Source organism: Panacibacter ginsenosidivorans (genome assembly GCF_007971225.1).
Taxonomy (GTDB): Bacteria; Bacteroidota; Bacteroidia; order Chitinophagales; family Chitinophagaceae; genus Panacibacter; species Panacibacter ginsenosidivorans.
On record NZ_CP042435.1, the window covers coordinates 598,738 to 624,526 of the forward strand.

At 38.0% G+C, this 25,789-nt stretch carries 25 protein-coding genes; 22 read left to right on the plus strand and 3 right to left on the minus strand.

Annotated elements, in window-relative coordinates; all coding sequences use genetic code 11:
• Positions 1-29 precede the first annotated feature (29 nt).
• From FRZ67_RS02370 to hisF, 14 genes are all read left to right on the plus strand, one after another.
• Complete coding sequence (locus FRZ67_RS02370; RefSeq protein ID WP_147188005.1) at positions 30-1,442, plus strand: anthranilate synthase component I family protein; 1,413 nt, start codon at positions 30-32, stop codon at positions 1,440-1,442.
• A gap of 198 nt (positions 1,443-1,640) precedes the next feature.
• Positions 1,641-2,222 carry an anthranilate synthase component II gene (locus FRZ67_RS02375; protein WP_147188006.1) on the plus strand — a complete coding sequence of 194 codons (582 nt, stop codon included), beginning with the start codon at positions 1,641-1,643 and terminating at the stop codon, positions 2,220-2,222.
• Between the two features lie 51 nt (positions 2,223-2,273).
• Positions 2,274-3,266 (plus strand): anthranilate phosphoribosyltransferase, encoded by a 993-nt coding sequence (trpD, locus tag FRZ67_RS02380; protein ID WP_147188007.1) that lies wholly within the window; start codon positions 2,274-2,276, stop codon positions 3,264-3,266.
• Positions 3,266-4,063, plus strand: coding sequence for an indole-3-glycerol phosphate synthase TrpC (trpC, locus tag FRZ67_RS02385; protein ID WP_147188008.1), 798 nt, complete (start codon positions 3,266-3,268; stop codon positions 4,061-4,063). The genes trpD and trpC overlap by 1 nt, the downstream gene beginning before the upstream one ends.
• On the plus strand, positions 4,053-4,688 hold the full coding sequence (locus tag FRZ67_RS02390; RefSeq protein WP_147188009.1) for a phosphoribosylanthranilate isomerase: 636 nt from the start codon (positions 4,053-4,055) through the stop codon (positions 4,686-4,688). The genes trpC and FRZ67_RS02390 overlap by 11 nt, the downstream gene beginning before the upstream one ends.
• Positions 4,689-4,738: 50 nt before the next feature.
• On the plus strand, positions 4,739-5,146 hold the full coding sequence (locus tag FRZ67_RS02395) for a GxxExxY protein (protein ID WP_147188010.1): 408 nt from the start codon (positions 4,739-4,741) through the stop codon (positions 5,144-5,146).
• 13 nt (positions 5,147-5,159) lie between these two features.
• Positions 5,160-5,654, plus strand: a complete 495-nt coding sequence (locus tag FRZ67_RS02400; RefSeq protein ID WP_147188011.1) for a GNAT family N-acetyltransferase — start codon at positions 5,160-5,162, stop codon at positions 5,652-5,654.
• 4 nt (positions 5,655-5,658) lie between these two features.
• Positions 5,659-6,300, plus strand: a complete 642-nt coding sequence (locus tag FRZ67_RS02405) for a hypothetical protein (RefSeq protein ID WP_147188012.1) — start codon at positions 5,659-5,661, stop codon at positions 6,298-6,300.
• A gap of 136 nt (positions 6,301-6,436) precedes the next feature.
• Positions 6,437-7,657 (plus strand): tryptophan synthase subunit beta, encoded by a 1,221-nt coding sequence (trpB, locus tag FRZ67_RS02410; RefSeq protein WP_147188013.1) that lies wholly within the window; start codon positions 6,437-6,439, stop codon positions 7,655-7,657.
• 95 nt (positions 7,658-7,752) lie between these two features.
• A complete protein-coding gene (gene trpA / locus FRZ67_RS02415; protein WP_147188014.1) occupies positions 7,753-8,523 on the plus strand; it encodes a tryptophan synthase subunit alpha in 771 nt (256 codons plus the stop codon).
• Positions 8,523-9,113 carry an imidazole glycerol phosphate synthase subunit HisH gene (gene hisH / locus FRZ67_RS02420; protein WP_147188015.1) on the plus strand — a complete coding sequence of 197 codons (591 nt, stop codon included), beginning with the start codon at positions 8,523-8,525 and terminating at the stop codon, positions 9,111-9,113. The genes trpA and hisH overlap by 1 nt, the downstream gene beginning before the upstream one ends.
• A 114-nt stretch (positions 9,114-9,227) precedes the next feature.
• Positions 9,228-10,634, plus strand: a complete 1,407-nt coding sequence (locus FRZ67_RS02425; RefSeq protein WP_147188016.1) for a pyridoxal phosphate-dependent decarboxylase family protein — start codon at positions 9,228-9,230, stop codon at positions 10,632-10,634.
• Between the two features lie 3 nt (positions 10,635-10,637).
• Positions 10,638-11,357: a 1-(5-phosphoribosyl)-5-[(5-phosphoribosylamino)methylideneamino]imidazole-4-carboxamide isomerase gene (hisA, locus tag FRZ67_RS02430; RefSeq protein WP_147188017.1), complete on the plus strand. Its 720-nt coding sequence runs from the start codon at positions 10,638-10,640 to the stop codon at positions 11,355-11,357.
• The gene (hisF, locus tag FRZ67_RS02435; protein WP_147188018.1) at positions 11,354-12,169 is read left to right on the plus strand and encodes an imidazole glycerol phosphate synthase subunit HisF; all 816 of its coding nucleotides are present in this window, start codon (positions 11,354-11,356) and stop codon (positions 12,167-12,169) included. The genes hisA and hisF overlap by 4 nt, the downstream gene beginning before the upstream one ends.
• Before the next feature lie 354 nt (positions 12,170-12,523).
• On the opposite strand, the gene FRZ67_RS02440 is transcribed toward hisF, so the two are convergent.
• Positions 12,524-13,411, minus strand: a complete 888-nt coding sequence (locus FRZ67_RS02440; RefSeq protein ID WP_147188019.1) for a hypothetical protein — start codon at positions 13,409-13,411, stop codon at positions 12,524-12,526.
• 444 nt (positions 13,412-13,855) lie between these two features.
• Here FRZ67_RS02440 and FRZ67_RS02445 point away from each other — a divergent pair, with 444 nt between their 5' ends.
• The 3 genes from FRZ67_RS02445 to FRZ67_RS02455 all read left to right on the plus strand — a co-directional run bounded on the left by FRZ67_RS02445 (position 13,856) and on the right by FRZ67_RS02455 (position 18,217).
• Positions 13,856-14,251, plus strand: a complete 396-nt coding sequence (locus FRZ67_RS02445) for a hypothetical protein (RefSeq protein WP_147188020.1) — start codon at positions 13,856-13,858, stop codon at positions 14,249-14,251.
• A 267-nt stretch (positions 14,252-14,518) separates the two neighbouring features.
• Positions 14,519-16,654, plus strand: coding sequence for an elongation factor G2 (fusA2, locus tag FRZ67_RS02450; protein ID WP_147188021.1), 2,136 nt, complete (start codon positions 14,519-14,521; stop codon positions 16,652-16,654).
• Positions 16,655-17,182: 528 nt separating this feature from the next.
• Positions 17,183-18,217: an isoaspartyl peptidase/L-asparaginase family protein gene (locus FRZ67_RS02455; RefSeq protein WP_147188022.1), complete on the plus strand. Its 1,035-nt coding sequence runs from the start codon at positions 17,183-17,185 to the stop codon at positions 18,215-18,217.
• A 320-nt stretch (positions 18,218-18,537) separates the two neighbouring features.
• Here FRZ67_RS02455 and FRZ67_RS02460 read toward each other — a convergent pair whose 3' ends face one another.
• Both FRZ67_RS02460 and FRZ67_RS02465 read right to left on the minus strand, forming a co-directional pair.
• Positions 18,538-19,944 carry a sialate O-acetylesterase gene (locus FRZ67_RS02460; protein WP_147188023.1) on the minus strand — a complete coding sequence of 469 codons (1,407 nt, stop codon included), beginning with the start codon at positions 19,942-19,944 and terminating at the stop codon, positions 18,538-18,540.
• Between the two features lie 122 nt (positions 19,945-20,066).
• Complete coding sequence (locus FRZ67_RS02465) at positions 20,067-20,726, minus strand: M15 family metallopeptidase (protein WP_147188024.1); 660 nt, start codon at positions 20,724-20,726, stop codon at positions 20,067-20,069.
• A 327-nt stretch (positions 20,727-21,053) separates the two neighbouring features.
• On the opposite strand from FRZ67_RS02465, the gene FRZ67_RS02470 reads away from it, so the two are divergent.
• The 5 genes from FRZ67_RS02470 to FRZ67_RS02490 all read left to right on the plus strand — a co-directional run bounded on the left by FRZ67_RS02470 (position 21,054) and on the right by FRZ67_RS02490 (position 25,721).
• On the plus strand, positions 21,054-21,515 hold the full coding sequence (locus FRZ67_RS02470) for a hypothetical protein (RefSeq protein ID WP_147188025.1): 462 nt from the start codon (positions 21,054-21,056) through the stop codon (positions 21,513-21,515).
• Positions 21,516-22,094: 579 nt separating this feature from the next.
• Entirely contained in the window at positions 22,095-23,462 is a 1,368-nt protein-coding gene (locus tag FRZ67_RS02475; RefSeq protein ID WP_158638286.1) for an IS110 family RNA-guided transposase, read from the plus strand.
• A 44-nt stretch (positions 23,463-23,506) separates the two neighbouring features.
• Entirely contained in the window at positions 23,507-23,872 is a 366-nt protein-coding gene (locus FRZ67_RS02480; RefSeq protein WP_147188027.1) for a transposase, read from the plus strand.
• Positions 23,773-24,789 (plus strand): IS3 family transposase, encoded by a 1,017-nt coding sequence (locus FRZ67_RS02485; RefSeq protein ID WP_147188028.1) that lies wholly within the window; start codon positions 23,773-23,775, stop codon positions 24,787-24,789. Before FRZ67_RS02480 ends, FRZ67_RS02485 begins: the two co-directional genes overlap by 100 nt.
• 260 nt (positions 24,790-25,049) lie before the next feature.
• Positions 25,050-25,721 carry a hypothetical protein gene (locus FRZ67_RS02490; RefSeq protein ID WP_147188029.1) on the plus strand — a complete coding sequence of 224 codons (672 nt, stop codon included), beginning with the start codon at positions 25,050-25,052 and terminating at the stop codon, positions 25,719-25,721.
• Positions 25,722-25,789 lie beyond the last annotated feature (68 nt).

Sequence of the window (25,789 nt, forward strand, 5' to 3'; positions counted from 1 at the left end):
CCGGGTACAAAAAAATTACAACGGGCAACATGAAAAAGATTCAGATAAAAACAACTTACAAAAAAATGCTTTCGGATGTATACACGCCAGTGGGTATTTACCTACGCCTGCGTGACCGTTTCCGCGATACGGTGCTGCTCGAAAGTGCCGATAACCGAGCAGTGGAAAACAGTTTTTCTTTTATCGGCATCAACGCCATTGGTGGTATTGAGATCAGCAGCTATGATTCTATTGATTATAAAATACCTGGACAAAAACCTGAAAAACAGAGCATCAAAAATGTACAGGATATTCCTAAAACGATCTGGGAATTTATGAACCGTTTTGAAGTGGAAAAGCCTGCCGATAAATCAGTTCAGCTTGCACAGGGTTTTTATGGCTATGCAACTTATGACGCTGTTCAATTCTTTGAAACGATCAAAATAAAAAGTTATACGACGACGCCTGAAATTCCATTGATGCGCTATCGCTTATATCAATATGTAATTGTGATCAATCATTTCAAAGATGAAATGTATTTATGCGAAAATGTGATTGATGGAATAGAGAGTGATCTTGCGGCTGTTGAATCTTTGATCAAGAGTAAAGATGTCCCCACCTATCCTTTCAAAATTCAGTTTGATGAAGTGAGTAACATCAGCGATGATGGCTATAGAGAAATGGTGCAGAAAGGTATTGCCAGTTGTTTGCGTGGTGATGTTTTTCAAATTGTGTTGAGCAGAAGATACCAGCAAAAATTTATTGGTGATGAGTTTAATGTGTACCGCGCACTGCGCAGCGTAAACCCTTCTCCGTATCTTTTTTATTTTGATTACGGTGATTATAAATTAATGGGCAGCAGTCCTGAAAGTCAGCTCATCATCAAGAACGGGAAAGCAATCGTACATCCGATTGCAGGCACTTTCAAACGTACTGGCGATGCTGAAAAAGATGAACAACTTGCAGAAGCTTTATTGAATGATGCGAAAGAAAATGCAGAGCACACGATGCTTGTTGATCTTGCACGAAATGATTTAAGCCGTTGCTGCGATAACGTTGTAGTAAATCATTATCGCCAGGTGCATTATTACTCGCATGTAATACATCTGGTGAGTGAAGTGAGTGGCAATGTTCGTGCAAACGCAAATCCCTTTGAGTTGTTGGCGCTTACATTTCCGCAAGGTACATTGAGCGGTGCACCAAAGTTCAAAGCCATGCAATTGATCGATGAATATGAGCCAACTGTTCGCGGCTATTATGCAGGCTGCATCGGCTTCATGGGTTTTGATGGTACCTGCAATCAAGCCATCATGATCCGCACTTTCCTCAGCAAGCAGAACACGTTGCATTATCAGGCAGGCGCAGGCATTACAGCAAAGTCTGTTCCCGAAACTGAATTGCAGGAAGTAAATAATAAACTCGGCGCTTTGAAAAAAGCAGTTGACATGGCTGAAACATTGTAAGCCCCCATCCCTTAAAGGGGAGTAAGGCAAAAAAGAAAATAAAATTACAAGCCTTCAAAGTCCCTTTAGGGATTTAGGGCTTATGAACCCGGCATTGGTGCATGCATTAAACATTCGTTGCGTCGCACTCTTGTACTGAAGAATATGTTTGAACCGTGATTTAGGAGATTTAAATGATTACTAAGATTAAAATAAAAAATGAAAATACTTGTCTTCGATAATTACGATTCTTTTACTTACAATTTGGTGCATCTTGTAGAAAAAATTATTCATGAGAAGGTTCATGTGCATAGGAATGATCAGATACCATTAGAAAAAGTAAAAGAGTTTGATAAAATAATTTTGTCTCCTGGTCCTGGTATTCCTGAAGAAGCAGGATTGTTATTGCCATTGATAAAAGAATACGCCAGCACCAAATCTATACTGGGGGTATGTTTGGGGCACCAGGCAATCGGCGAAGCATTTGGCGGAACACTTACTAATTTAACAAGTGTATTTCATGGCGTGGCAACACCAATACAAGTGAAAAGTGAAAGGTCAAAAGTTGAACATGATTTGTTCGAAGGTCTACCGAAAGAATTTGAAGTAGGTCGTTATCATTCATGGGTGGTTGACAGAAATAATTTTCCTCAAGAACTGGAAATAACCGCAGAAGATGAAACAGGTTTTATCATGGCATTGCAACATAGAACTTTTGATGTACAAGGTGTGCAGTTTCATCCGGAAAGTGTATTAACACCAAGTGGAGAAGCAATTATGAGAAATTGGCTAAAGCAATAATATGCGAATTTGAAAATATGCAAATGTGCAAATGAAATACAACAAGACTATATGAAAAAGATTCTACAATACTTATTCGAACACAAAACCTTGTCACGCGAACAAGCCAAAGAAATACTCACCAATATTTCCAAAAGCATGTACAGTGAACATGAAGTAACTGCTTTCATCACCGTGTTTCTCATGCGTAGTATTACCATCGAAGAGCTTCAGGGATTTCGCGATGCTCTTCTAGATCTTTGCGTACAGGTTGATCTCAATGGTTACAAAACAATGGACATTGTTGGAACAGGCGGCGATGGTAAAAATACGTTCAACATTTCAACGCTTTCCTGTTTTATTGTTGCAGGAACAGGACAAAAAGTTGCGAAACATGGTAATTACGGTGCATCTTCTGTTAGCGGCGCAAGTAATGTAATGGAGTTGTTAGGTTATAAATTCAAAAGCGATAATGACCAATTAAAGAAAGAAATTGAAGCTGCGAATATTTGCTTCCTTCATGCACCCGTTTTTCATCCGGCGTTAAAAACGGTTGGGCCAATAAGAAAGAATCTTGGCTTAAGAACTTTCTTCAATATGCTCGGACCAATGGTAAACCCTGCCTCACCGGCATATCAATTGGTCGGTGTATATAACTTAGAAATGGCAAGAATTTATAATTACCTGCTGCAACAAACAGGAAGAGCATTCACCATCATTCATGGACTTGATGGTTACGATGAAATATCACTCACAAACGATACAAAGGTCATCACCAATGAAGGAGAGAAAATCATGACACCAATTGAATTGGGAAAACGCATTGTTTCCGCAGAAGATATTTTTGGCGGTAATACAACTGAAGAAGCAGCAAAGATCTTTAAGAAAATTATTAAAGGTGAAGGATCCTGGGCGCAGAATGCAGTGGTGCTGGCCAATGCTGCAATGGCTTTGCAATGCACAGGTGGATACAAAATATATGATGATGCGTATCATGCAGCAGTTGATAGCTTGGAAAGTGGAAAAGCATATCAATCATTACAAACATTAATCAGTTTGCAATAATGAACATACTCGATAAAATAGTTGAACATAAGAAGGAAGAGGTCGAAAGCCAGAAGTCAAAAGTTGCAATTGAAGAATTGAAAGATGCACAATTATTTTCAAGAAAGACTTTATCACTCAGGCAATTTCTTTTAGATGAAAATAAGACAGGGATTATTGCAGAGTTTAAAAGGAAATCACCATCAAAAGGAATTATCAATGTTGATGCGGGTGTTTTAAAGATCACGAATGCTTATTCAACATTTGGTGCTTCTGGTTTATCTGTATTGACTGATGAAAATTTCTTTGGCGGCAGCAAAGAAGATCTGATAAAAGCAAGAGTGAACAACACGCCTATATTACGCAAAGATTTTATGATTGATGCTTACCAGTTCTACGAAGCAAAGTCAATTGGTGCAGATGTTATTCTTTTGATCGCAGCTTGTTTAACACCAACACAGGTAAAAGAATTTGCAGCATTATCAAAAGAACTTGATCTTGAAGTATTACTCGAAATTCACAACGAAGATGAACTTGAACATATTTGTGATGATGTTGATTTTGTCGGTGTAAACAATCGCAATCTCAAAACATTTGATGTTGATATCAATACATCGTTGCAATTGTTTCCGCACATTCCAAAAGCCAAATTGGCAATTGCCGAAAGCGGTTTCAGTAATACAGATACAATTGTAACTTTGAAAGAAGCAGGTTTTAAAGGTTTTTTGATCGGCGAAAATTTTATGAAACAGCCAGACCCAACGATTGCTTTTGCTGATTTTGTAACAGAGCTAAAAGCAAAACAACATGCGCATTAAGGTATGCGGAATGACCAAAGCTGAGCAGGTAAAACAACTCGATGAGTTGGGGGTAGAATTTGCCGGTTTTATTTTTTATCCAAAGTCGCCTCGCTATGTTTTTAAAAGTATGCCGGCAACAGAGATAAAAAAGATTCGTGGCAAGATCAATAAAGTGGGTGTGTTTGTAAATGCTGATCCTGATGAAGTGCTCAAGATCGTTGATGCATGTGGTTTGTACCTTGTGCAATTGCATGGTGATGAGAGCCCACGTGTTTGTGAGCGCATCGCAAATTATGTCTCAGTTATCAAAGCGTTCCGCATCAGTGACGATGACAATATTGAGTGGAAGATTCGCGAATATTACGATGCGGTTGACATGTACATGTTCGATACAGAGGGCGTGGGCTATGGAGGCACCGGAAAAAAATTTAACTGGCAATTGTTGAGAGGGCAAAATATTCGCAAGCCATTTTTTTTAAGCGGTGGTATTAGTCCGGATGACGCAGAAAATTTAAAAACATTTCAGAATGATCCAGTTGCCAAAGATCTTTTCGCAGTTGATATTAACAGTAAGTTTGAAATAATGCCCGGCGTAAAAGATATGGATAAGGTTAAAGAATTTGTTGACAAGTTGAAGGATTAATTGTCTGAACCTCGATTTGGGGAGATTTAAAGATTTGAAGATTATTAATTATGCCTGAATATAAATATCAAGACATAACGCAAAAGATTATTGGTGCTGCAATGAAAGTTCATGCAACACTTGGCAACGGGTTTCAGGAAGTAATTTATCAACGCGCACTTGCAATTGAGCTTCGTTATGCAGGCTTAAGTTTTGAAAGAGAGTTTAGCATGAAATTATTTTACAGAGATGAAGAAATTGGAGAAAGACGAGTTGACTTTTTAATTGAAGGCAAAATTATGATTGAATTAAAAGCCCTGACACAATTAGAAAATGTTCATCTGGCACAAGCGAAGAATTATTTAGAAGCTTACAATGTTGAAGTTGGGTTATTATTAAATTTTGGAACAAGCAGTCTGGAGGTTAAAAGACTTGGCAACAACAAATATAATCCCAGCTTCAATCCTGTAAATCCATAAATCCACCCAAATCATGGTTCAGACAAGAATAGCAACAGACAAAGATTTACCGCAAATACTTGACATCTACAATGATGCCATTTTAAACACAACTGCTGTGTATGATTATGAACCGCACACATTAGACATGCGCAGGCAATGGTTTGAAACAAAGCAACAGCAAGGATTTCCGGTATTTGTAGCAGAAGAGAATAATGAAGTGCTTGGCTTTAGTTCAATTGGTCCATTTCGCGCATGGGCTGGTTATAAATATTCTGTAGAGAATTCCATTTATGTAAAAGACGGGCAACGTGGCAAAGGAATTGGTAAATTATTAATGCAACCATTGATTGATGCCGCAAAAGAAATGAAGCTTCATACTATCATTGCAGGCATTGATGCAGACAACAAACTAAGTATAGATTTTCATAAACAATTTGGTTTTGAAGAAGCGGGGCATTTAAAACAAATAGGCTGGAAATTTGACAGGTGGCTGGACTTGGTTTTTATGCAATTACTAATCAAATGAGTCGATGAGATTATTATCTAAGTATAATTTATTAGTGACATTTATTTTGCTCTCCATAGGATCACATGGGCAAAGCAAAAATATCAATGATACAATATCAATTTATAAGGCGGTATTATTGGATTTTGAAGGGAAAAATAATGCTTTCGTTATTTATGAAAAAAGCTCGTCGGCTATAAAGAAAGAATCTTTAAACAATGCAGTAAAGAATAATAAAATCTGCTTCTTAAATTTTTTTGATAATGACACCATTTCGACAGATACAGAACTTGATGCTTCATGGAGTATAGTTATCGAGGGTTTGCGCGAAGCAAAGTTAGAAAAGGTCGCTATTCCGAACATCAAAGGGCTTGATATCACTTTCATAAGTGATAGTGATATAGAAAAGATGGATAATGATGTAGACGGGATAAAAGATGATCGAAAAGATATAAATGCATTTTGGAAAAGTTTTTATAAAAAATTCCCAAAAGCAATTGGTCTTTTAAGTCTTTCCACAATTTTCTTTAATGAAGAGAAAAATAAGGCTATTGTTCACGATACAATAATAAGCGGTTTTAGAAGTGGAGGTTCTTCGTATTCTTTTTTGGACAACAAAAATGGATCATGGAAAATGATTTATGTGTATTCAGAAATGGTTTTTTAAAATCAAAAAAGTGGACAGTAGTTGATTTTACAATTGTAAATAAGTCAAAGAAGTCAAATAATGTTTTTCAGTACAAGAGTGCGACGCAAGAAAAGCATCATAGTAATTCAAAAGTTGGGCTCATAAAAAATATACAATGATAAACATAACAACACCGCTGAATAAAGGCACATATAAGCAACCAAATATTTTTGGTTACTACGGAAATTTTGGTGGTGCATATATTCCGGAAATGCTGCATCGCAATGTGGAAGAGTTACGCACAAGATACCTGGAGATAATGTATGATGATGCGTTTCAAAAAGAGTTTAAAGATTTGCTGCATGATTATGTGGGCAGACCAACGCCGCTCTACCTGGCAAAGCGTTTGAGCAAATTGCACAACACAAATATATATCTGAAACGTGAAGATTTGAATCATACCGGTGCGCATAAAATCAATAATACCGTCGGGCAAATTTTGCTTGCGTTAAAGCTTGGCAAGAAACGCATTATTGCAGAAACAGGTGCCGGTCAGCATGGTGTGGCAACAGCAACGGTGTGCGCATTGAAAGGTATTGAATGTGTTGTGTACATGGGTTCGAAAGATATTGAACGGCAGGCCCCAAATGTTGCACGCATGAAGATGCTTGGTGCAAAAGTGGTGCCTGCAACAAGTGGCAGTCAAACGCTGAAAGATGCTACCAATGAGGCTATCAGGGCATGGATCAATGATCCGCTTGATACGCATTATATCATCGGTAGCGTGGTTGGTCCGCATCCGTACCCTGATATGGTGGCGCGTTTTCAAAGCATCATCAGCGAAGAAACGCGTTGGCAGTTGAAAGAAAAAACAGGCACCGAATTACCCACGCATGTAATGGCTTGTGTTGGTGGTGGCAGCAATGCGGCGGGCATGTTCTATCATTATCTTGATGAGTTGAGTGTGCAGTTGGTGGCTGTTGAAGCGGCTGGTCATGGTGTTAACAGCGGCATGAGTGCGGCAACTACGCAGCTTGGTAAGCCCGGCATTTTGCATGGCAGTAAAAGTCTCGTTATGCAAACTGAAGATGGTCAGGTTGTGGAGCCACACAGCATTTCAGCGGGCTTGGATTATCCGGGTGTGGGTCCCTTGCATGCACATTTGTATGAGAGTGGTCGCGGCACATTCTTAAGTGCAACAGATGATGAAAGTTTGAAAGCTGCATTTGAATTGGCTAAACTTGAAGGCATTATTCCTGCATTAGAAAGTGCACATGCATTGGCAGCGTTGCATCAAATGAAATTTAAACAGAGTGATGTTGTTGTTGTTTGTTTGAGTGGCAGAGGTGATAAAGATCTGGCGACGTATATGAAAGCCATGGATATTAAAGAATAATTTTTTTATGTACTAATCTTTTGAATAAGCATTAAACATCGTTGCGTCGCACACTTGTACTGATAGAATATAATTGAGCAATAAAGAATCAATCAATGAACAGGTTAGAAGAATTATTCCAAAGAAAAAAAGAAAGAGTACTTAACGTCTATTGCACTGCTGGCTATCCACAGTTAGACAGTACAATAAAAGTAATGAAAGCATTACAGGATAATGGTGCTGACCTTATTGAACTTGGCATGCCTTACAGTGATCCACTTGCAGACGGACCAGTGATACAAGCCAGTGGCAGCAAGGCTTTAGAGAATGGAATGAGCATTGATGTTTTATTTCAACAGCTAAAAGATTTTAGAAAAGAAATTTATGTGCCAGTTATTTTGATGGGCTACATGAACCCGGTTTTACAATTTGGCTTTGAAAAATTTTGTCAATACTGTGCCGATGCACCAATAGATGGATTAATTCTTCCTGACTTACCGGAGCATGAATTTGAAACAGAGTATGGTGAAATTATTCAGCGTTATGGATTAGATTTTATTTTTCTTGTAACGCCGGAAACATCAGAAGAACGGATAAAAAAATTAGACTCATTAAGTCGCGGTTTCTTATATGCGGTCTCCTCCTCTTCTATTACAGGAAGCGATAAAGATTTTTCACCTGTAGAAACTTACCTGGAAAGATTGCAAAAGATGAACTTAAAGAATCCAATCCTTGTTGGCTTTGGTATAAAAGATAAGCACACATTTGGTATGGCTTGCAGTCATGCAAATGGGGCAATAATAGGAACTGCATACATCAAAGCATTGGAAAATACAACAGATATTGAAAGAACAACAAAAATATTTCTTGATTCTATTTTGAAATAATGAATTTAATTATCGTAAAATATAATGCGGGCAACATTCAATCTGTTCTTTATGCATTGGAAAGAATAGGTGCAGAAGCTGTTGTTACGGATGATCATGAAAAGATAAAGTCTGCAGATAAAGTAATCTTTCCGGGAGTGGGAGAAGCCAGCAGCGCCATGCGTTATTTAAAAGAAAGGGGATTAGATGTATTACTTAAAAGCCTAACACAACCTGTACTTGGTGTTTGTCTTGGCATGCAGTTAATGTGTAAGTATTCTGAGGAAAATGATACTAAATGCATCGGAATTTTTGACGAAGAAGTAAAACAGTTCAAACCAACAGATAAATCAATTAAAGTACCGCAAATTGGTTGGAACAATATTTACAATTTGAAGACTGATCTTTTTAAAGGACTCGCAGATAACAGCTACTGTTATTTTGTACATAGCTACTATGCCGCATTGGGTGCACATACCATTGCAACGACAAATTATGTGCAGCCCTACAGTTCAGGTTTGCACAGAGATAATTTCTATGGTGTACAATTTCATCCGGAAAAAAGTGCACAGGTCGGAGAAAGCATTCTTAAAAATTTTATAGAGATGTAGATATGGAAACCTAACAGGTTTTAAAACCTGTTAGGTTTTAATCAATGTACAAGTGTGCGACGCAACGCAGCTCAATATATAAGTAAAAGAAGGACTCATAAAAAAATTACAGATATGAATGCCATTTTACAAAACGACCTCAATAATATATCTGCAATACTTGAATCAGTAAAAGATTTGAGTAACACTTATCTTGAAAATATTCAGGGCAGGGCTACATCAAAATCAAATGCTGAATTTAAATTATCTGCATTACCACAAACAGGTTTAGGATATGTAGCAACGCAACAATTATTTGAGGAAGGGTTTCTTGACAATATTGTTGCCTCATCAGGGCCACGTTACTGGGGCTTTGTTACTGGCGGTACAACACCTGCGGCCATTGCAGGAGACTGGCTGGCTGCCGTGTTTGATCAGAATACACAAAGTGAAAAAGGCAATGGTGATGTTTCTGCAAAACTGGAACTGCATACCATCAAATTATTGTTACAATTATTTGAATTACCGGAAGTGTTTATGGGGGCATTTGTAACAGGCGCCACCATGTCAAACTTTACAGGACTGGCAGTAGCAAGGCAATGGTATGGTAAACAAAAAGGATACGATGTTGCTATAGAAGGTATCAAAAGCAGTATAAAAATTTATACTGCCGTGCCACACTCTTCTGCAATAAAATCGTTGGCAATGCTTGGTATCGGCAGCAGCAATGTTATCATGATACCAACTTTGCCTGAACGCGAATGCATGGATACAAAAGCATTTGAATACATGATCAGCGAGCATCCGCAAGAACCTTTTATTCTAATAGCAAGTGGTGGAACAGTTAACACTGTTGATTTTGATGATATGCAATTCATTGCATCATTAAAAAGGAAATACCATTTTTGGTGGCATATTGATGCAGCCTTTGGAGGGTTCGCCGCATGTGCGCCTGCATACAAAAATTTATTAAAAGGTTGGGAACTGGCAGACAGCATTACAGTTGATAATCACAAATGGTTGAACGTCCCTTATGACAGTGCAGTGATCTTTACACGCAAAGAACATGCAATGCTGCAGGTACAGACATTCCAGAATTCTAATGCGCCCTACCTTGGTGATCCGCTTCAGAACTTTACTTATTTAAATTATGTGCCGGAAAATTCAAGACGTTTCAGGGCTTTGCCTGCATGGTTTACATTAATGGCTTATGGTAAAGATGGTCACAGGCAAATCGTTGAACATAATATCAGTCTTGCACAACAACTTGGTGAAGCTTTAGAAAATTCTTCTTATTTCAAATTGGCAGCACCCGTAAGGTTGAATACCGTTTGCTTTACCATAAAAGATACAAACAATGCTAAAGAGAAGATAGCAACACTTCTAAATGAATTAAATAAACGTGGTAAAGTTTTTATGACGCCAACTGTTTACAAAAGTCAGTTTTGTATTCGTGCAGCTTTTGTTAATTACAGAACAACAACGGAAGATGTACAAATAGCTATCACTGAATTGAAAGAAGTTTATGAACTAACAAAATAAAAGATGCAGATAATTCCGGCAATAGATATTATAGATGGAAAATGTGTTCGCTTAACACAGGGCGATTATGACCAAAAGAAAATATACAATGAACATCCTTTAGAAGTAGCTAAAGAGTTTGAAGAGGCAGGATTGCAGCGTTTGCATCTTGTAGATCTTGATGGTGCAAAAGCAGGTTCTGTAAAGAACTGGAAAGTATTGGAAACAATTGCTGCGAAAACATCTTTGATGATTGACTTTGGTGGTGGTATAAAAAAAGAAGAAGATGTAAAAATTGTTTTCAATTCCGGTGCCGTTCTCGCAACGATTGGAAGCCTTGCTGTAAAGAATGAATTTGAATTTGTAAAATGGTTGCTCACATTTGGTGCAGATAAATTTTTACTTGGCGCAGATGTTAAAGAAGAAAAAATTGCAGTAAGTGGCTGGCTTGAAACAACAGATGTTTGGATCTATGACTTTATGCAGAAGTACATTGGTCATGGTGTGCAGCAAATATTCTGCACAGATGTAAGCAAAGATGGAAAGCTTGAAGGCCCGTCAATTCACTTATACAAAAACATAATTACAAAATTTCCTAAACTGCATTTTATTGCAAGCGGTGGGGTAAGCTCACTTAAAGATTTAGAAGAGTTGAAAGAGATCGGCTGTAGCGGTGCTATTGTTGGTAAAGCCATTTATGAAAACAGAATTTCGCTAACCGATTTAAAAAAGTTCATACTATGAATCTGACAGAAACTAATGAACAGGTTTCAGGTTCCCCCTTTAGGGGGCGGAGGGGGCTTTGCAAACGCATCATACCATGCCTTGATATAAAAGATGGACGCACTGTCAAAGGCACCAACTTTGTCGATCTTCGTGATGCAGGCGATCCTGTTGAACTTGGTGCATTGTATGCACAACAAGGCGCCGACGAGCTGGTATTTCTTGATATTACGGCAACTTTTGAAAAACGAAAAACACTTAGCGAACTGGTAAACAAAATTTCACATCACATCAATATTCCATTTACTGTAGGCGGGGGTATTTCCTCAGTTAAAGATGTTAGTGTGTTGCTCCAAAATGGCGCTGATAAAATCTCTGTTAACACCGCAGCTTTCAAACGCCCTGCATTAATAAGAGAACTGGAAAAAGATTTTGGCAGCCAATGTGTAGTACTTGCGATTGATACAAAAAAAGAAGCAGACGGCGAATGGTATGTATATCTCAACGGAGGCAGAACGAAAACTGAAATGAAATGTATTGATTGGTCAAGGCAGGCAGTTGATCTTGGCGCAGGAGAAATTCTCTTAACTTCCATGAATCATGACGGAACGAAGCAAGGCTTTGCATTGGATATTACCCATACACTTTCCACAACACTTCCTGTCCCTGTGATTGCAAGCGGGGGTGGTGGAACAATGCAGCACTTCGTAGATGTTTTTGAAAATGCAAAAGCAGATGCAGCTTTAGCAGCCAGCATTTTTCATTTTAAAGAAGTAGGAATTCCTGAATTGAAAGAGTATTTAGCAAATCACCATATAAATGTGAGGATATGAATAATATCCCTTTACCTGGCGGGCTTCTTCTTATAATAATTGCTCTTTATTTTGGATTCTATGTAAATAAAAAGGAAAGATCGAAGAGAACAATTAAATAAAGCAAGAAAAGCATATTTAGAAAACATAATTGAATTAAAAAGTAAAACAGATAAAGCCAATATTTCAGAATCTCGAAAAGGAGAGAGATAAAAACAATTTATCACTGCTTGCAGAATAACGAATAGAAAGTTCAAGTGAGTGACACAACCGATGATGCCATGCAATCTACAGTTTGTATCAAAATATCTCTCTATAAAACAAAGCCATCAAAAAAATTTGATGGCTTGTTGTTTGCATGTTTCCGGGATGTTTTTATAAACTCAACGGCCAAAAATAAAGCGGTAGTGTAATTTCTTTTGCTGTACCTCCATTGATTGATAAAGTTGCTTTATTATCGCAGGTACCATCACCATAATCAAGATATTCTGTAAAATTCGAACTGCCACCTGTTATGATGTGCAGTTGTATATCAATAGCACCCTTGGTTCTGAAATCACAACTTACCGGTTTAATTACATGATGTTCACTGTTTATTTGAGAAGACCATTGCATTTCTGTAGCGCCATCAAGTGTTTCATTGCCTGATGCAGATCCGGTAATTTCAAAGACATCATCATGACGGTTAAGCGTGTTAACGCCTTCAATCTTTTTCCAGTAATTAACAGAGCTTATCGTTTTGGAGTCACCATCTGAAGTTGATAATATTTTCTCTGCAACATTTTTTATGACAGGCACATCTGCAGTTGAAGTAGAATCAATATAAGATTGCACCATACCTTTTATATTTATATCATCCACATAAAAATCCTCGAATGTTGTTACGCTTATCAATGTTCCGGGACTTGCTGTTAATGCATCAGCATATACCGTGATGATTCTTTTCCCCTTACGCATAACGCCATCAGGTCCCATGCAGCCTGTGCCATAATCTACTGTTTTAACATGCGGATATACTGTTTTTAAAGTGTCATAAGTTATGGTTCTGCAATCTGCAGCAGAATCACTTCCCATAACATCTTCCATATCCATACTTTGAAGATTTGTTGCATCAGCAGCAACATTGGTTGCATTCATTAACAAGGTCTCTGTGGTTTGTTGGGATGTGGTTGAAGCAGAGCTTTCATTTTTTTTACAGGATAGTACGCATATGGTCAGCAAGGCACAAAGCGGTAATAACCGCCGTGACAAAGAAGGCTTCATGATGTAAATTTTTGTTTTAAATAAAGAATGAATCGTTTTTGAAGCAGGAGTAAAAAAATGATAGCAATGTATGAGACAACAGGGAAATCAAAAAGATTAACGCAGTTTAAAATTGATTCAGGAAAAATACTTTATTTTAATATCGTTAACATTGAACATAATTATTTTTTGGTTACAAGCCATCGCGTTTCATGGCATCTTCTTTGCGTCGCACTCTTGTACACTATAATATTGTGCGGCGTAACCCTACAAAGATTTACTAAAAAATATTTGTAACGAACCTAAAAACTTCATTTCCAAACACTACATTTTTATCGTTCATGTAATGGGTAAAATCAAATAAAAAAAATGATTTTTTTCAGTAAAACTATCTTACATTTAGTATAGCATTTCACACCCCGACGAACCGCCGAGGAATTTTATCACCTTTTAAAATTTAATCCAATGGTTCAGACAGACATCTCACAGCTCTCAAAGGAGTGTAATCAATGGAGAGAGAGTTTACATTCCTTAAGAGATGAGTTTAACAAGCTCAAACACGAACTTCAGAATGTTGCTAACAAAGCCCTCTCCAAAGATCAGTTAACAGGCCTCGAACACTACCAAAATCAACTCCACATCCAACTCATCAACATCCACGATCTTAAGCAGGCTGTTAAATCTCACGACAAAAAAGTCCAATTCGAAGTCTCGGAAAATCAAGGAAACATTACTGACGATACTTACGCAGAACATGAACATCTTTATGATGAATATCATTCTTTGCAAAATATGCTGGATGAATTACGCACAGATTTTTACCAGTATGTAAGAAGTATTGCAACAGCAAATTATAATTAACGATTGCACGATTGCTTGTGCAACGGCACAAAGCCCTTCTCCGGAATTAAAGATTACGGGTAAAAGAATTTATAGACTGGACCTTTTTATTTATTGAAACTGTATCAACATAGAGATAGTGTTGTATTCCTGTTTACGCGCATACAAAGCGTACAAGAGTGCGACGCAACGAAAGCATTATAGTAGCAATACAGCCTGGCTCAAAAAATATCCGTAATAGATAATACTGGTGAAATATATTTTATCACTATTAAAAAATTATTTGCCATGGCTGAATTTGATACCTCACACGTAAAAAGCATTGTCTTGCTGGGCCACGCAGGCTCTGGTAAGACAACATTGGCGGAGTGCATGCTCTATGAAGCTGGACTAATTAACCGCCGCGGAACAATTGCCGAACGGAACACCGTAGGAGATTACCACGAGCTTGAACAGGAACGTGGTAATTCTATTTTTAGCAAGCTCATGCACACTAAATGGCGCGGTTACAAGATCAACATAATTGATACACCGGGTTATGATGATTTTGTTGGCGAAGTTATTTCTGCATTGCGCGTTGCTGATACTGGCGTTATGCTATTGAACGCCGTTATGGGTGTTGAAGTTACTACCGATATTATCTGGGATTATACAGAGCAGTTTAAAACACCGATGATCTTTGCAGTAAATAAACTGGATGATGACCGTGCAGATTTTGACCGAACAGTTGCAGAAGCAAAAAATCATTTCGGAAATAAAGTGTTGGTGGTGCAATACCCAAGACAACAAGGTGCTGGCTTCCATGAGATCATTGATGTGCTGCGTATGACCATGTATAAGTTTCGTGATACAGGTGGTAAACCTGATAAATTACCTATACCCGATGAAGAAAAAGCAAGGGCAGAAGAGTTGCACAAAGAACTGATTGAAGCTATTGCCAGCAATGATGAATTTCTGATGGAAAAATATTTTGATAAGGGAGAGTTAGATGAAGATGATATGAAGATGGGCTTGAAAAAAGCCATGATCAATCACGACTTGTTTCCACTCTTCTGTTTATCTGCAGAACGCAATATGGGCAGCGGACGTTTGATGGGTTTTATAGACAATGTTTGCCCTAGCGCCAACGAAATGCCATCACAAATAACAAGAACCGGGAACATACTTCCATGTGATGCCAATGGCCCTGCATGCATCTTTGTTTACAAGACAGTGAGCGAACCACATGTTGGTGAACTATCTTATTTCAAAGTATATTCAGGCACAGTTAAGAGTGGGATGGAACTGGAAAATGAAACAACTGGTGTAAGTGAAAAGATCAATCAGTTGTTCATGGTAGAAGGCAACAAACGTATTAACACAAATGAATTGGTTGCAGGTGATATTGGTGCAACACTTAAGCTTAGAAACACGCATGTAAACAATACATTGCACATAAAAGGGAAGAACTATGAATTAACCCCAATCGAATTTCCTTTGCCAAATATGACGGTTGCCATTGAAACAATTAAGAAAGGCGAAGAAGAGAAATTATCCGTTGCATTACACCAGTTAAGAGAAGAAGATCCAACAATTATTATCGAACATTCTCAGGAATTAAAACAATTACTGATACATTGCCAGGGCGATATGCATCTTGCAGTTGCCAAATGGAAAATTGAACACAATCATAAACTTGAAGTAAGGTTTACCAAACCAAGAATTCCTTACCGCGAAACGATACGTAAAATGGCCGATGCAAGTTATCGTCACAAAAAACAAAGTGGCGGTGCTGGCCAGTTTGGTGAAGTATTTATGCGTATTGAGCCATGGCATGAAGGCATGCCCGAACCTGCGGGTTTAAATGTACGTGGCCGGGATACTTATCCATTAGACTGGGGTGGTAATCTTGTGTTCTATAATTGTATTGTTGGCGGTGCCATCGATACACGTTTTCTTCCATCTGTTCTAAAAGGTGTGATGGAAAAAATGCAGACCGGGCCGCTTACCGGTTCTTATGTACGTGATGTGCGTGTATGTGTATATGATGGAAAGATGCATCCTGTTGACAGCAATGATATTTCCTTCAAGATAGCCGGCCTGCAGGCATTCAGGCAGGCATTCCAGCAGGCTGATCCACAAATACTTGAACCCATTTACCAGGTAGAAGTATTATGTCCTGATGATATTACCGGCGCTGTAATGGGCGATCTGCAAACACGCAGGGCAATCGTTGAAGGCATAGATGCAGAAGGGCATTTTCAAAAGATCATTGCCAAAGTGCCGCTTGCAGAAATGGAAGGTTATTCCTCATCACTGCGCAGCATTACGCAGGGCCGCGCCAAATTCAAAAGTAAATTTCATGAATATGCTGCTGTGCCTTACGACCTGCAACGCAAGCTTATTGATGAATATAGTAAAGCGGAGAAAGAAGAATTGGTTTAGTTATTACCTATACTCAAAAAAGTGCTCTCAAAGTTTGGGGGCATTTTGTTTTATGTACTTAACTGCTTTGCTACTATTAAGCTTTCGTTGTGTCACTCACTTATACGCTTTGTTCCTTATTGAACATTAAAAAATATGCATGCTATAAAAAATAAAGCCCGCCTATGAATAAGCAGGCTTATAACCAATTCTTGAAAACATACCTTTGATGTACTAGATCAAAGTAGTAATACAAAGGAATTACAATCATGGTTGTTGCACAATAGACACATGTCTGAATGTATTGTAATTATTTTTTTACACTGTTTGTAGTATAATCATTACAAAGTATACTTAAGCAATTGTAAACAAGCAATATAGAAAATGATTGCTCCTGTTCATAAACATTAGCTTCTGAAAATATTCCTGATAAATGACGATGTTATATATTGCTGCATAATAAACTGGACGTTGAAGTGTGCGACGCAACAGGCGTTGATAATATTGTAAAAGCTGAGTTCATAAAATTTCTCTTTTAAACTTATACGCATGAAAAAATATATTTTATCAATTTTATTTTTTACAAGTATTGTAAGTGCCATTGCTCAGCAGAACGGCAATAAGAAATTTGCATTGGTAATACATGGAGGCGCCGGCACTATTTTAAAAAGTCAGATGACACCTGAAAAAGAAAAACTATACACACAGGGTTTGAACGATGCATTAACTGCGGGCAATGATATACTGGCAAAAGGAGGAACCGCACTGGATGCAGTTCTTGCAGCAATAAAAGTGTTAGAAGACAACCCATTGTTTAATGCAGGTAAAGGAGCAGTATTTACAAATGAAGGGAGGAATGAAATGGATGCAGCAATTATGGATGGAAGCAATTTAAAAGCCGGTTCAGTTGCGGGTGTTACTACTATAAAAAATCCTATTACAGCAGCAAGGGCTGTTATGGATAAAAGTGAACATGTAATGATGACGGGAAAAGGTGCAGAAAAATTTGCGCAGCAATCAGGTTGTACCATTGTTGATCCCTCTTATTTTTTTACAAAGGAAAGATGGGATGCGTTGCAAAAAATAAAAGCAGAAGATTCAACTAAAACGTTGCTTGATCATGACTCATCAAAAGCTCTACTTAAACAACCAGGCAACAGAGATTATAAGTATGGAACAGTTGGCTGTGTAGCATTAGACATGTATGGCAATCTTGCTGCCGGTACCAGTACAGGTGGCATGACAAACAAAAAATTTGGCCGTGTGGGTGATGCGCCAATTATTGGTGCAGGTACTTATGCCAACAATGCAACATGCGCCATCAGTTGTACAGGTTGGGGTGAATTTTATATTCGTCTGGTAATGGCAAAAACTATCAGTGACAGAATGGAACTGGCGCATCAAAGTTTAAAAGATGCATCTGATGAAATGATTATGAAACAGCTTGGTGCACTTGGAGGAGACGGCGGTATGATTGCTATTGATAAAGATGGGAACATTGCCATGCCCTTTAATACAGAAGGGATGTACAGGGCATACATTACATCTGAAGGAAAGAAAGAAATAAAAATTTATAAAGAATAAACAGTTACTTTCTAAATTATAAAATTCTTTTTTTATCAGCCTGCTTTTCAATGTAAATCGCTCTTCCAAGTCCGGCGCTTATTAATATGATGCTTACTAAAATCATTTTTCTAAATTGTTTATACAAATAGAACAAGAAAAAGTATGCCATAAAATAAGCAGTTGATTCAATTAACAAATCATTGGTATGAATTGAGTTTTTTTTCTAAAAATCTATTATTCGAAGGCAAATTGCTTTCCCCGAAAGCTCGGTTACCAGATGCAGTTGAAGAGTGCGACGCAACGAAAGCTTTAATATTATCAGGAAGCCGGGCTCAAAATTACTTTTCGGTTTTGCTTGTATCCAACTCCCAATCATCTGTTCTGAAAGGCGCCACCGGTAAGCCTTCCTTACTAAATAAATTTCCTACACCTGCGTTGGAAAAAGAGAAGCGAACTGCTACTGGTTGAGGCACTTCTTTAGCAGAAACAATGAGTTTATTGTTTTCGATTTTTGCAATGGCCGGATAAAATATTTTATCTGCACCGGCAATATAAAGCGCGGTAATATTTTTGTCTTTTGCCATTAAACCATTGGGTGCATTATCGAATGAAATAATGGCTTTGTCTTTTTGCACTTCCATACTTTTATACATAGGGCTTTTGTAAGTGATACCTTCTTTGTGATACGTTTCTGCCAAAGCCCAATTGGCAAGCCTGTAGCCAACATCGTGTTTATTTTTTGGATGAATATCTGTGGTGTCATTTACAAGATCTGTAGTAACAACCATCCCAACATTTTCATGCGCCATTACTTTTGTTTGCTGCTCACGTATAATGCTGCCGATATAATTATTACCATAAGTAAAAGGAGCTATCTGCACATAATAAAAAGGAATGTCTTTATTCCATGCTTTGCGCCATGAGTCGATCATTGTTGTAAATAATTTACCATAAGTGTTTGGGGCAATTGTATTACCTTCTCCCTGGTACCATATAGCACCTGCAATTGAAAAATTAGTAACAGGTGCCAACATACCATTGAAAGTTGCACCGGGTGTTAATGGCCACCAATCGTATGGTTGCTGCTTTGCCGCAGAAGCTTTTAATTCGGGATCATTATTGACTAGTTCGGCAGGCGTCCATACTTCTGCAGGAGTGCCACCCCAGTTGGCATTGATAAGACCTATGGGCACATTCAGATCTGCATTTAATTTCTTACCAAAGAAATAACCCACTGCGCTAAAAGGCTTGAGTGTATTGGAATCGCAGAGGGTCCATTGCGCTTTTGTATCATCCTGTGGTGTTGATGATGTTGTTTTAGGAATATAAAAGAAACGGATATTTTTATTGGCACAGGTTGGCAGCTCAGCTTTTAAATCTGGCAAACCCCATTGCTCATTCATTTCCATATTTGACTGACCGGAACAGATCCACACTTCACCTATCAATACATTATCAAGTACAACTGTATTCTGTCCTTTAAATGTAATTGTGTAAGGCCCGCCAGCAGTGGGTGTTTGCACCATTAGTTGCCAGTTGGCATCTCTTGTGGCTTTTACTGAATCTGTTTTATTATTCCATGAAGTGGTGATGTAGATCATTTCTGCAGGTGCTGCCCAGCCCCACAACTTTACATTGCTTTGTTGTTGCAGCACCATATTACTGCTCAACACTGCAGGTAATTGAATATTAGCAAAGGAAATATTTACAACAAAAAGAAAGGCAACCGTAAGAAATTTTTTCATGTGCAATTTTTTATGTGTAACAAGATACGAATGAATCAATCAATTGCTTTTATATATGCCTGTATTAGAAGTGAAATTAATATATTGAATGGAATTTATTCTAAGTCTCCCTTTAGGGAGATTTAGAGGGTTGAAAAAGGAATATTACCAATATGATAATGCTCCCATCCATTAAAATCATAATGCCACCATTCATAGGGATAAACTGTAAACCCATTTGCTTCCATTTTTGAACGTAGCAGGTCACGCATTTTGCGCTGTTGATCTGTGCCTCCTTTATAATCGGGATAAGAACGCTCACTCATTTCATCATATACGCCGGTCATTTCAATTTCTTTACCCGTAGCAAGATCATATAAACTAAGATCAACTGCACAACCTCGGTTATGTCTTGAACCTTTTTTGGGATCTGCAACAAACTTTTTATTTTCTTCCGAAGTAATGTCCCAAAATAATTTTGTTACGCTCCATGGTCTGTAACCATCGAAAACCAATAAACCATAACCCAATGGTTTTAGTGCTGCATTTATTTTTACCAAAGCCTCTGCTGCAGGGCGTTGCAGAAAAGCCCTTGCTTCCGCATATACAGGCCTGCCCACAAGGTTATTACTAGTTGCATAACGAATATCTAATTTGATCGTTGAGTCAAGTTTTATTAATTCCACAAGGTCTGTTTGTTTGAAATCGCCTGTTTCCTGTGGTGGTTTTGCAGCGCAACTTATAAGCAATACACTAATAAAAAATAAAATAAATAATTGTTGCAGCTTTAAGCGTTGAAACATGATATGATCGTTTACAGTAAAGATAAGTTATGAGCCGGGCATTTGGATAAGCATGATGCTTTTGTTGCGTCGCACACTTGTACGATTATAACTTATTGAACTTTCATAGAAGCGAAGTTAAGGTGCGTATGCCACGCACCTGGGCGGAGGATTGTCCTAACGACAATCCAAAATGTATAACGATTAAAGGATTGGTTTTCAATAAAGGTAAAAAATATTACATTGCGTATAATGACGTCAATAAAGGCGTTGGTGGCAATTGTATCGTGACACTTCCTAAGTTTTCAAAACAAGTTTGACAAGACACTAAATTTTCCTTAAACTCTAATGCAGAAAACGGACGAGTTCATAGCAAATAGATTGACATGGAAGGCAAAGAAATATGAATTGCCGACCAAGTTTGCATTTTTCTTTACTGACCTGTCGCCAAATCTTCAAGACTATTTGAACACTCAAGTGGACAAAGAAAAAAGTGGAACGCCAGTTCTGTTTTTTACCAAGCCGACAAAGGAGTGGACATTGGTTTGCACAAGACAAGTTGTTTGTAATGACAATGAAAAAATATTTAGACTAAACTTTAGCGACATAAGAAATTTTCGTCCGACTGCCTTTGAAAAATATGGTAATAATAAAATTAGTTTGCAAGATGCAAGAAAAACAGAATGGCACGAAGTGACCGTTATTGACTATGCCGACAATAAACATATTTTTCATGCAGACAAAGGGAGCGACTTAATTGCATTGTGGAATATTTTATTAATGGCAGCAAGGATTTACGACCGACAATAAACAACTGCCACCAACAAAAGTATTGCTGCAAGTGGGGCGGGGCGTTGAAACAATCGGCTGCAAATCGCTGTCAGCAACGGTTTGGGCTAACGTTAATAATTTAGCTTTAGTTCTTAACTTCAACTTTTAAAACAATATTAAGCTGCAGTTCGGGCTCGACATTATAAAATATCCCACCTGCAGCAATACCGATTCGTTAGCTGCGATTATGAGACGATGCTCTTTCTTTTTACTTCTCGTGTTTGTTTTCAGTTGCAAAGAGTCAACACAAAAAGTAGTTGACAGATATTCGAGTGGACAAATGTCTCGTCCTGAAATCTCAAGACCGTATAAACGGTTGAATAACCAGTACAACTTGCAGCCTGCTTTACAGTAAATTTGATGTTCCTTCAGAAGCAAGCCTTCTAAAGCTAAAAGGAACTTATAGTCCCTCCTGAAATCAAGGCTGGAATGTTGATACTTCTGCTAAAGTAGAAGCATCTCTTGAATTAAATGGTGATCCATAATGGAATCCCGAACAGAAAAAATTTTATTATTCAGACGTTCCCTGAAGGTTTTTTCATAATAAAAAAACATCAAATGGAACAAAAAGAATTAACACTTCAAATCATTAATGTCAAGGCTGCGGGAATAGATGTTGGTTCAAGAAGCCATATGGTAGCCATCGACCAGGATAAGGAGAATGTACGTGAGTTTGGGGTGTACACGAAAGATCATCTGCAAATGATTGAGTACTTGCATGCACATGGTATTACTACTGTAGCAATGGAAAGTACCGGAACTTATTGGCAAACACTTTTCGATGCGTTACAAGCTGAAGGCTTTGAAGTATTGCTGGTTGGCGGTAATCAAACAAAAAACGTTAAGGGTCGTAAGACTGATGTTATTGATTGTATGTGGATACAAAAATTACATTCTTTAGGTCTGTTATCAGGAAGTTTTCTTTTAAGCAATGTTTTACAAGAACTGCGTACATACTATTATCATCGTCAACATTTGATAGAACAGGCAGCCTTATATATTCATAAAATTCAGAAGGCTCTGAGGCTTATGAATATTAGGTTGGATATTGCTATCAGGGATGTTGCAGGAAAATCTGGCTTGAACATTATTGAAGCCATATTGGCGGGCAATAGGGATCCCGAATATCTTGCATCTTTGGTTGACGTAAGAGTTAAAAAGTCAAAAGAAGAAATTGCTGATTCATTAAGAGGCTGGTGGCGCGATGAATTGCTATATGAACTAAAAGCAGCGCTGGAGTTTTATAAGCTTTATGAAAAAGCACTCGTTGATTGTGATAAAACAATAGAACAGGTACTAATAAAACATCTTCCACAACACACGGTTCGCAGTCAGGAAAAAAAAGAATTTAAGGTAACCAATAAAAAAAATAGAAAACACGCTCCTGCATTTAATGTTTCAAAAATTGCATATCAATATTTTGGTACAGATTTATTTGCTATACAGGGAATTAGTCACACTACTGTTCTTTGCTTGCTGACAAACATGGGTCATGATATTCATAAATTTTCATCTGCAAAGAGTTTTGCGGCTTGGCTAAGATTAGTACCTAATAACAAAGTAAGTGGTGGCAAAATTATTGGCAATAGCACTACGAAAGGGAGAAACTACATTGCTGTAGCATTAAGGCAGGCAGCTAACTCTATTGGCAACCAGAAAGATCACGACTTAACACCCTTCTTCAAAAGAGTTGCCTTCAGAAAAGGACGGGTGGCAGCCATTACCGCTACTGCCAGAAAGCTGGCGATCATTATATGGAATATGATTACTAAACTTCAACCGTATAAGAAAAATGAAATTATAATGAATAATGAAAAACATAAAATCAATCATCTAAAACAAATTGAAAGAAAGATCGGGGCACTTCACCTAAATGGGAATGAACTGAAAAGGCTTTTTGAAAGAACTTCACTATTAGTTAATTAGATGAATGTTGTACAGAAATAGGTTGACTAAAAATCAACCAAATTATGGACTTAAAAGAACAGATTATTGCGGAGTATTTAACGCAAGGCTGCGGCTTCAGGAAGCTTGCTGCAAAGTATGGCATCAGCAGAACCACCATTTGCAAATGGGTGCTCATTCACCAGGGAATACATAACTTGCCGCCCACAGAAAAGCAGTCAACCTATTCCACCAGCAGCATGAACAGTTCAAAGAAAAAACTCACTTCAGAACAATTACAATCTGCAGAAGCATTGCAGCAAAAAATAGCTGCACTGGAGAAGCAGCTTCAATGGGAAAAGCTACGCGCAGAAGCTTTAGATACCATGATCAATATTGCAGAGAAAGACCTCAATATCTCTATCAGAAAAAAGCCTGGTGCCCAACAGTAAAAGCAGTAAAAAAGATACATGGTAATATTAGTTTACAACAACTATGTAAACTGTTGGGCTATTCCTCACAGGCTTATCATAAGCATAATAAAAAACAGTTCCATCAACAGTATCATGAAGCGTTAATACTGGAACAGATCGATAGTATAAGAAAGCAACAGCCCAGATGCGGCGGAAGAAAATTATTCATCATGCTTCAGTCTTTTTTTGAGCAACACAATCTTCATATGGGAAGAGATAAATTCTTTGATCTGCTAAAGCGCAATAAGCTATTGGTAAGAAGAACCAAACGTAGCGTTCATACAACAAACAGTAAACATCACTTTTACCGCTATCCCAACCTGGTAAAGGATTTTACTCCACTAAAGGCGCATGAATTATGGGTTGCCGATATTACTTACATACCACTCAAAGAGCGGTTTGCTTATTTGTTTTTGATAACAGATGCGTACTCCAGAAAGATCGTTGGCTTTCATATAAGTGATGATATGAAAGTCAGTTCCGCTGTACTGGCATTAAAGAAAGCGCTGGCGCAAAAGCCTCCTGAAACAATCGTGATACACCATAGTGACCGGGGCATACAATACTGCAGTACAGAATATGTAAAATTATTGCAGCAACATCATGCATTAATATCAATGACCAACAATGGAGACCCATTGGAAAATGCTATTGCAGAAAGAGTAAATGGTATTCTGAAAACCGAACTCATCAGCAGTTATTATCATGATATCGATGCTGCTTCCATACACATCACAAGATGCATTACTATTTACAACTACAGAAGAAGACACAGCAGTTTAAATTGGCAAATACCTGCTGAGGTGCATACACAAAAAGGACCACAGATAAGACGATGGAAAAACTATTATCAAAACAACACAAAACAAAAGGAGGTAACCATGCAACCAACCTGATAAGCCAGCGCACAAAAAATATTTCCTTAGCTGTAGAGGGCACGAAAATATTTTTGCCAACACACAAATAAACACCTTAATAAATCAACCTTATTCAGGATGTATTATCTTAGTCAACCATTAACAGGATTATTATCTAAAACCAGTCAACTTTTTTCAGGACGGGTCATATCTTTAATCAGCAGCGGCACCGGGCAGACGGAACACAGAATACCGCCACATCGCCAATGCTTCAACGTTGTAGGCAATGTTTCCCGACCATGAAAAAGTTTCTAAATGCAATCATCGTAATTGGACTGACAGCTTGTAATCAGACAATACCCAAAGGTGACACGAAGACGATGGACTTTGGTTCATTCACTATTGAAACCCCGCAATCTTGGACAGCAATCAAAGAACATGGAATGGATAGTTATGTTGGCAGCATTGCTATTGATGACAAAGATACCATAGGTTTTGACCTTGGTTGGTATTCTAACAGACTTTACGAATATGACCCGACAATTTTGGACAGCAGCATGATGGCAAACATTGACACTTCTATGATTGACACAAGCGAAGTCATTTTCGTTAAAAACAGAATGAAAGTTGACCCCGACACATACAGAAAGAACAACGTTCTGTGGGACACAATTGACGGACGAAAAGCTAAAATTGTTTACCCACGAAAATCGGGTATCGGGACAACTGGTGTTTACATTGACAGTCTTTGGGTTTCAGGTTCTGACGTTGACCGGTTTAACTTGTATGGTGAAAACTTAACACCCGACAACGAGAAAAAGGTGTTACAGGCTTTACGAACCCTTAAATTTCGCAAGAAAACACTGCCTACAACAAAGGCATTTGCAAAAGCATGGTTGACAAGCCGTATTTGTACAGCAGTAATTCTTATCATCTTCTACTCTTGCAGGACATTAAGCATTTGGCAGTAGTTCTTATCTTCAACTTTAGTTTTTCAATTAGGCGTTTGTACCAGGCAGACGGAACGCGAAATTCCATG

What these genes read in the sequence shown, in the direction of transcription:
- FRZ67_RS02370 (WP_147188005.1), top strand. Translation starts at nt 30, where the DNA reads ATGAAAAAGATTCAGATAAAAACAACTTACAAAAAAATGCTTTCGGAT.
- FRZ67_RS02375 (WP_147188006.1), top strand. Translation starts at nt 1,641, where the DNA reads ATGAAAATACTTGTCTTCGATAATTACGATTCTTTTACTTACAATTTG.
- trpD (WP_147188007.1), top strand. Translation starts at nt 2,274, where the DNA reads ATGAAAAAGATTCTACAATACTTATTCGAACACAAAACCTTGTCACGC.
- trpC (WP_147188008.1), top strand. Translation starts at nt 3,266, where the DNA reads ATGAACATACTCGATAAAATAGTTGAACATAAGAAGGAAGAGGTCGAA.
- FRZ67_RS02390 (WP_147188009.1), top strand. Translation starts at nt 4,053, where the DNA reads ATGCGCATTAAGGTATGCGGAATGACCAAAGCTGAGCAGGTAAAACAA.
- FRZ67_RS02395 (WP_147188010.1), top strand. Translation starts at nt 4,739, where the DNA reads ATGCCTGAATATAAATATCAAGACATAACGCAAAAGATTATTGGTGCT.
- FRZ67_RS02400 (WP_147188011.1), top strand. Translation starts at nt 5,160, where the DNA reads ATGGTTCAGACAAGAATAGCAACAGACAAAGATTTACCGCAAATACTT.
- FRZ67_RS02405 (WP_147188012.1), top strand. Translation starts at nt 5,659, where the DNA reads ATGAGATTATTATCTAAGTATAATTTATTAGTGACATTTATTTTGCTC.
- trpB (WP_147188013.1), top strand. Translation starts at nt 6,437, where the DNA reads ATGATAAACATAACAACACCGCTGAATAAAGGCACATATAAGCAACCA.
- trpA (WP_147188014.1), top strand. Translation starts at nt 7,753, where the DNA reads ATGAACAGGTTAGAAGAATTATTCCAAAGAAAAAAAGAAAGAGTACTT.
- hisH (WP_147188015.1), top strand. Translation starts at nt 8,523, where the DNA reads ATGAATTTAATTATCGTAAAATATAATGCGGGCAACATTCAATCTGTT.
- FRZ67_RS02425 (WP_147188016.1), top strand. Translation starts at nt 9,228, where the DNA reads ATGAATGCCATTTTACAAAACGACCTCAATAATATATCTGCAATACTT.
- hisA (WP_147188017.1), top strand. Translation starts at nt 10,638, where the DNA reads ATGCAGATAATTCCGGCAATAGATATTATAGATGGAAAATGTGTTCGC.
- hisF (WP_147188018.1), top strand. Translation starts at nt 11,354, where the DNA reads ATGAATCTGACAGAAACTAATGAACAGGTTTCAGGTTCCCCCTTTAGG.
- FRZ67_RS02440 (WP_147188019.1), bottom strand. Translation starts at nt 13,411, where the DNA reads ATGAAGCCTTCTTTGTCACGGCGGTTATTACCGCTTTGTGCCTTGCTG.
- FRZ67_RS02445 (WP_147188020.1), top strand. Translation starts at nt 13,856, where the DNA reads ATGGTTCAGACAGACATCTCACAGCTCTCAAAGGAGTGTAATCAATGG.
- fusA2 (WP_147188021.1), top strand. Translation starts at nt 14,519, where the DNA reads ATGGCTGAATTTGATACCTCACACGTAAAAAGCATTGTCTTGCTGGGC.
- FRZ67_RS02455 (WP_147188022.1), top strand. Translation starts at nt 17,183, where the DNA reads ATGAAAAAATATATTTTATCAATTTTATTTTTTACAAGTATTGTAAGT.
- FRZ67_RS02460 (WP_147188023.1), bottom strand. Translation starts at nt 19,944, where the DNA reads ATGAAAAAATTTCTTACGGTTGCCTTTCTTTTTGTTGTAAATATTTCC.
- FRZ67_RS02465 (WP_147188024.1), bottom strand. Translation starts at nt 20,726, where the DNA reads ATGTTTCAACGCTTAAAGCTGCAACAATTATTTATTTTATTTTTTATT.
- FRZ67_RS02470 (WP_147188025.1), top strand. Translation starts at nt 21,054, where the DNA reads ATGCAGAAAACGGACGAGTTCATAGCAAATAGATTGACATGGAAGGCA.
- FRZ67_RS02475 (WP_158638286.1), top strand. Translation starts at nt 22,095, where the DNA reads ATGGAACAAAAAGAATTAACACTTCAAATCATTAATGTCAAGGCTGCG.
- FRZ67_RS02480 (WP_147188027.1), top strand. Translation starts at nt 23,507, where the DNA reads ATGGACTTAAAAGAACAGATTATTGCGGAGTATTTAACGCAAGGCTGC.
- FRZ67_RS02485 (WP_147188028.1), top strand. Translation starts at nt 23,773, where the DNA reads ATGGGAAAAGCTACGCGCAGAAGCTTTAGATACCATGATCAATATTGC.
- FRZ67_RS02490 (WP_147188029.1), top strand. Translation starts at nt 25,050, where the DNA reads ATGAAAAAGTTTCTAAATGCAATCATCGTAATTGGACTGACAGCTTGT.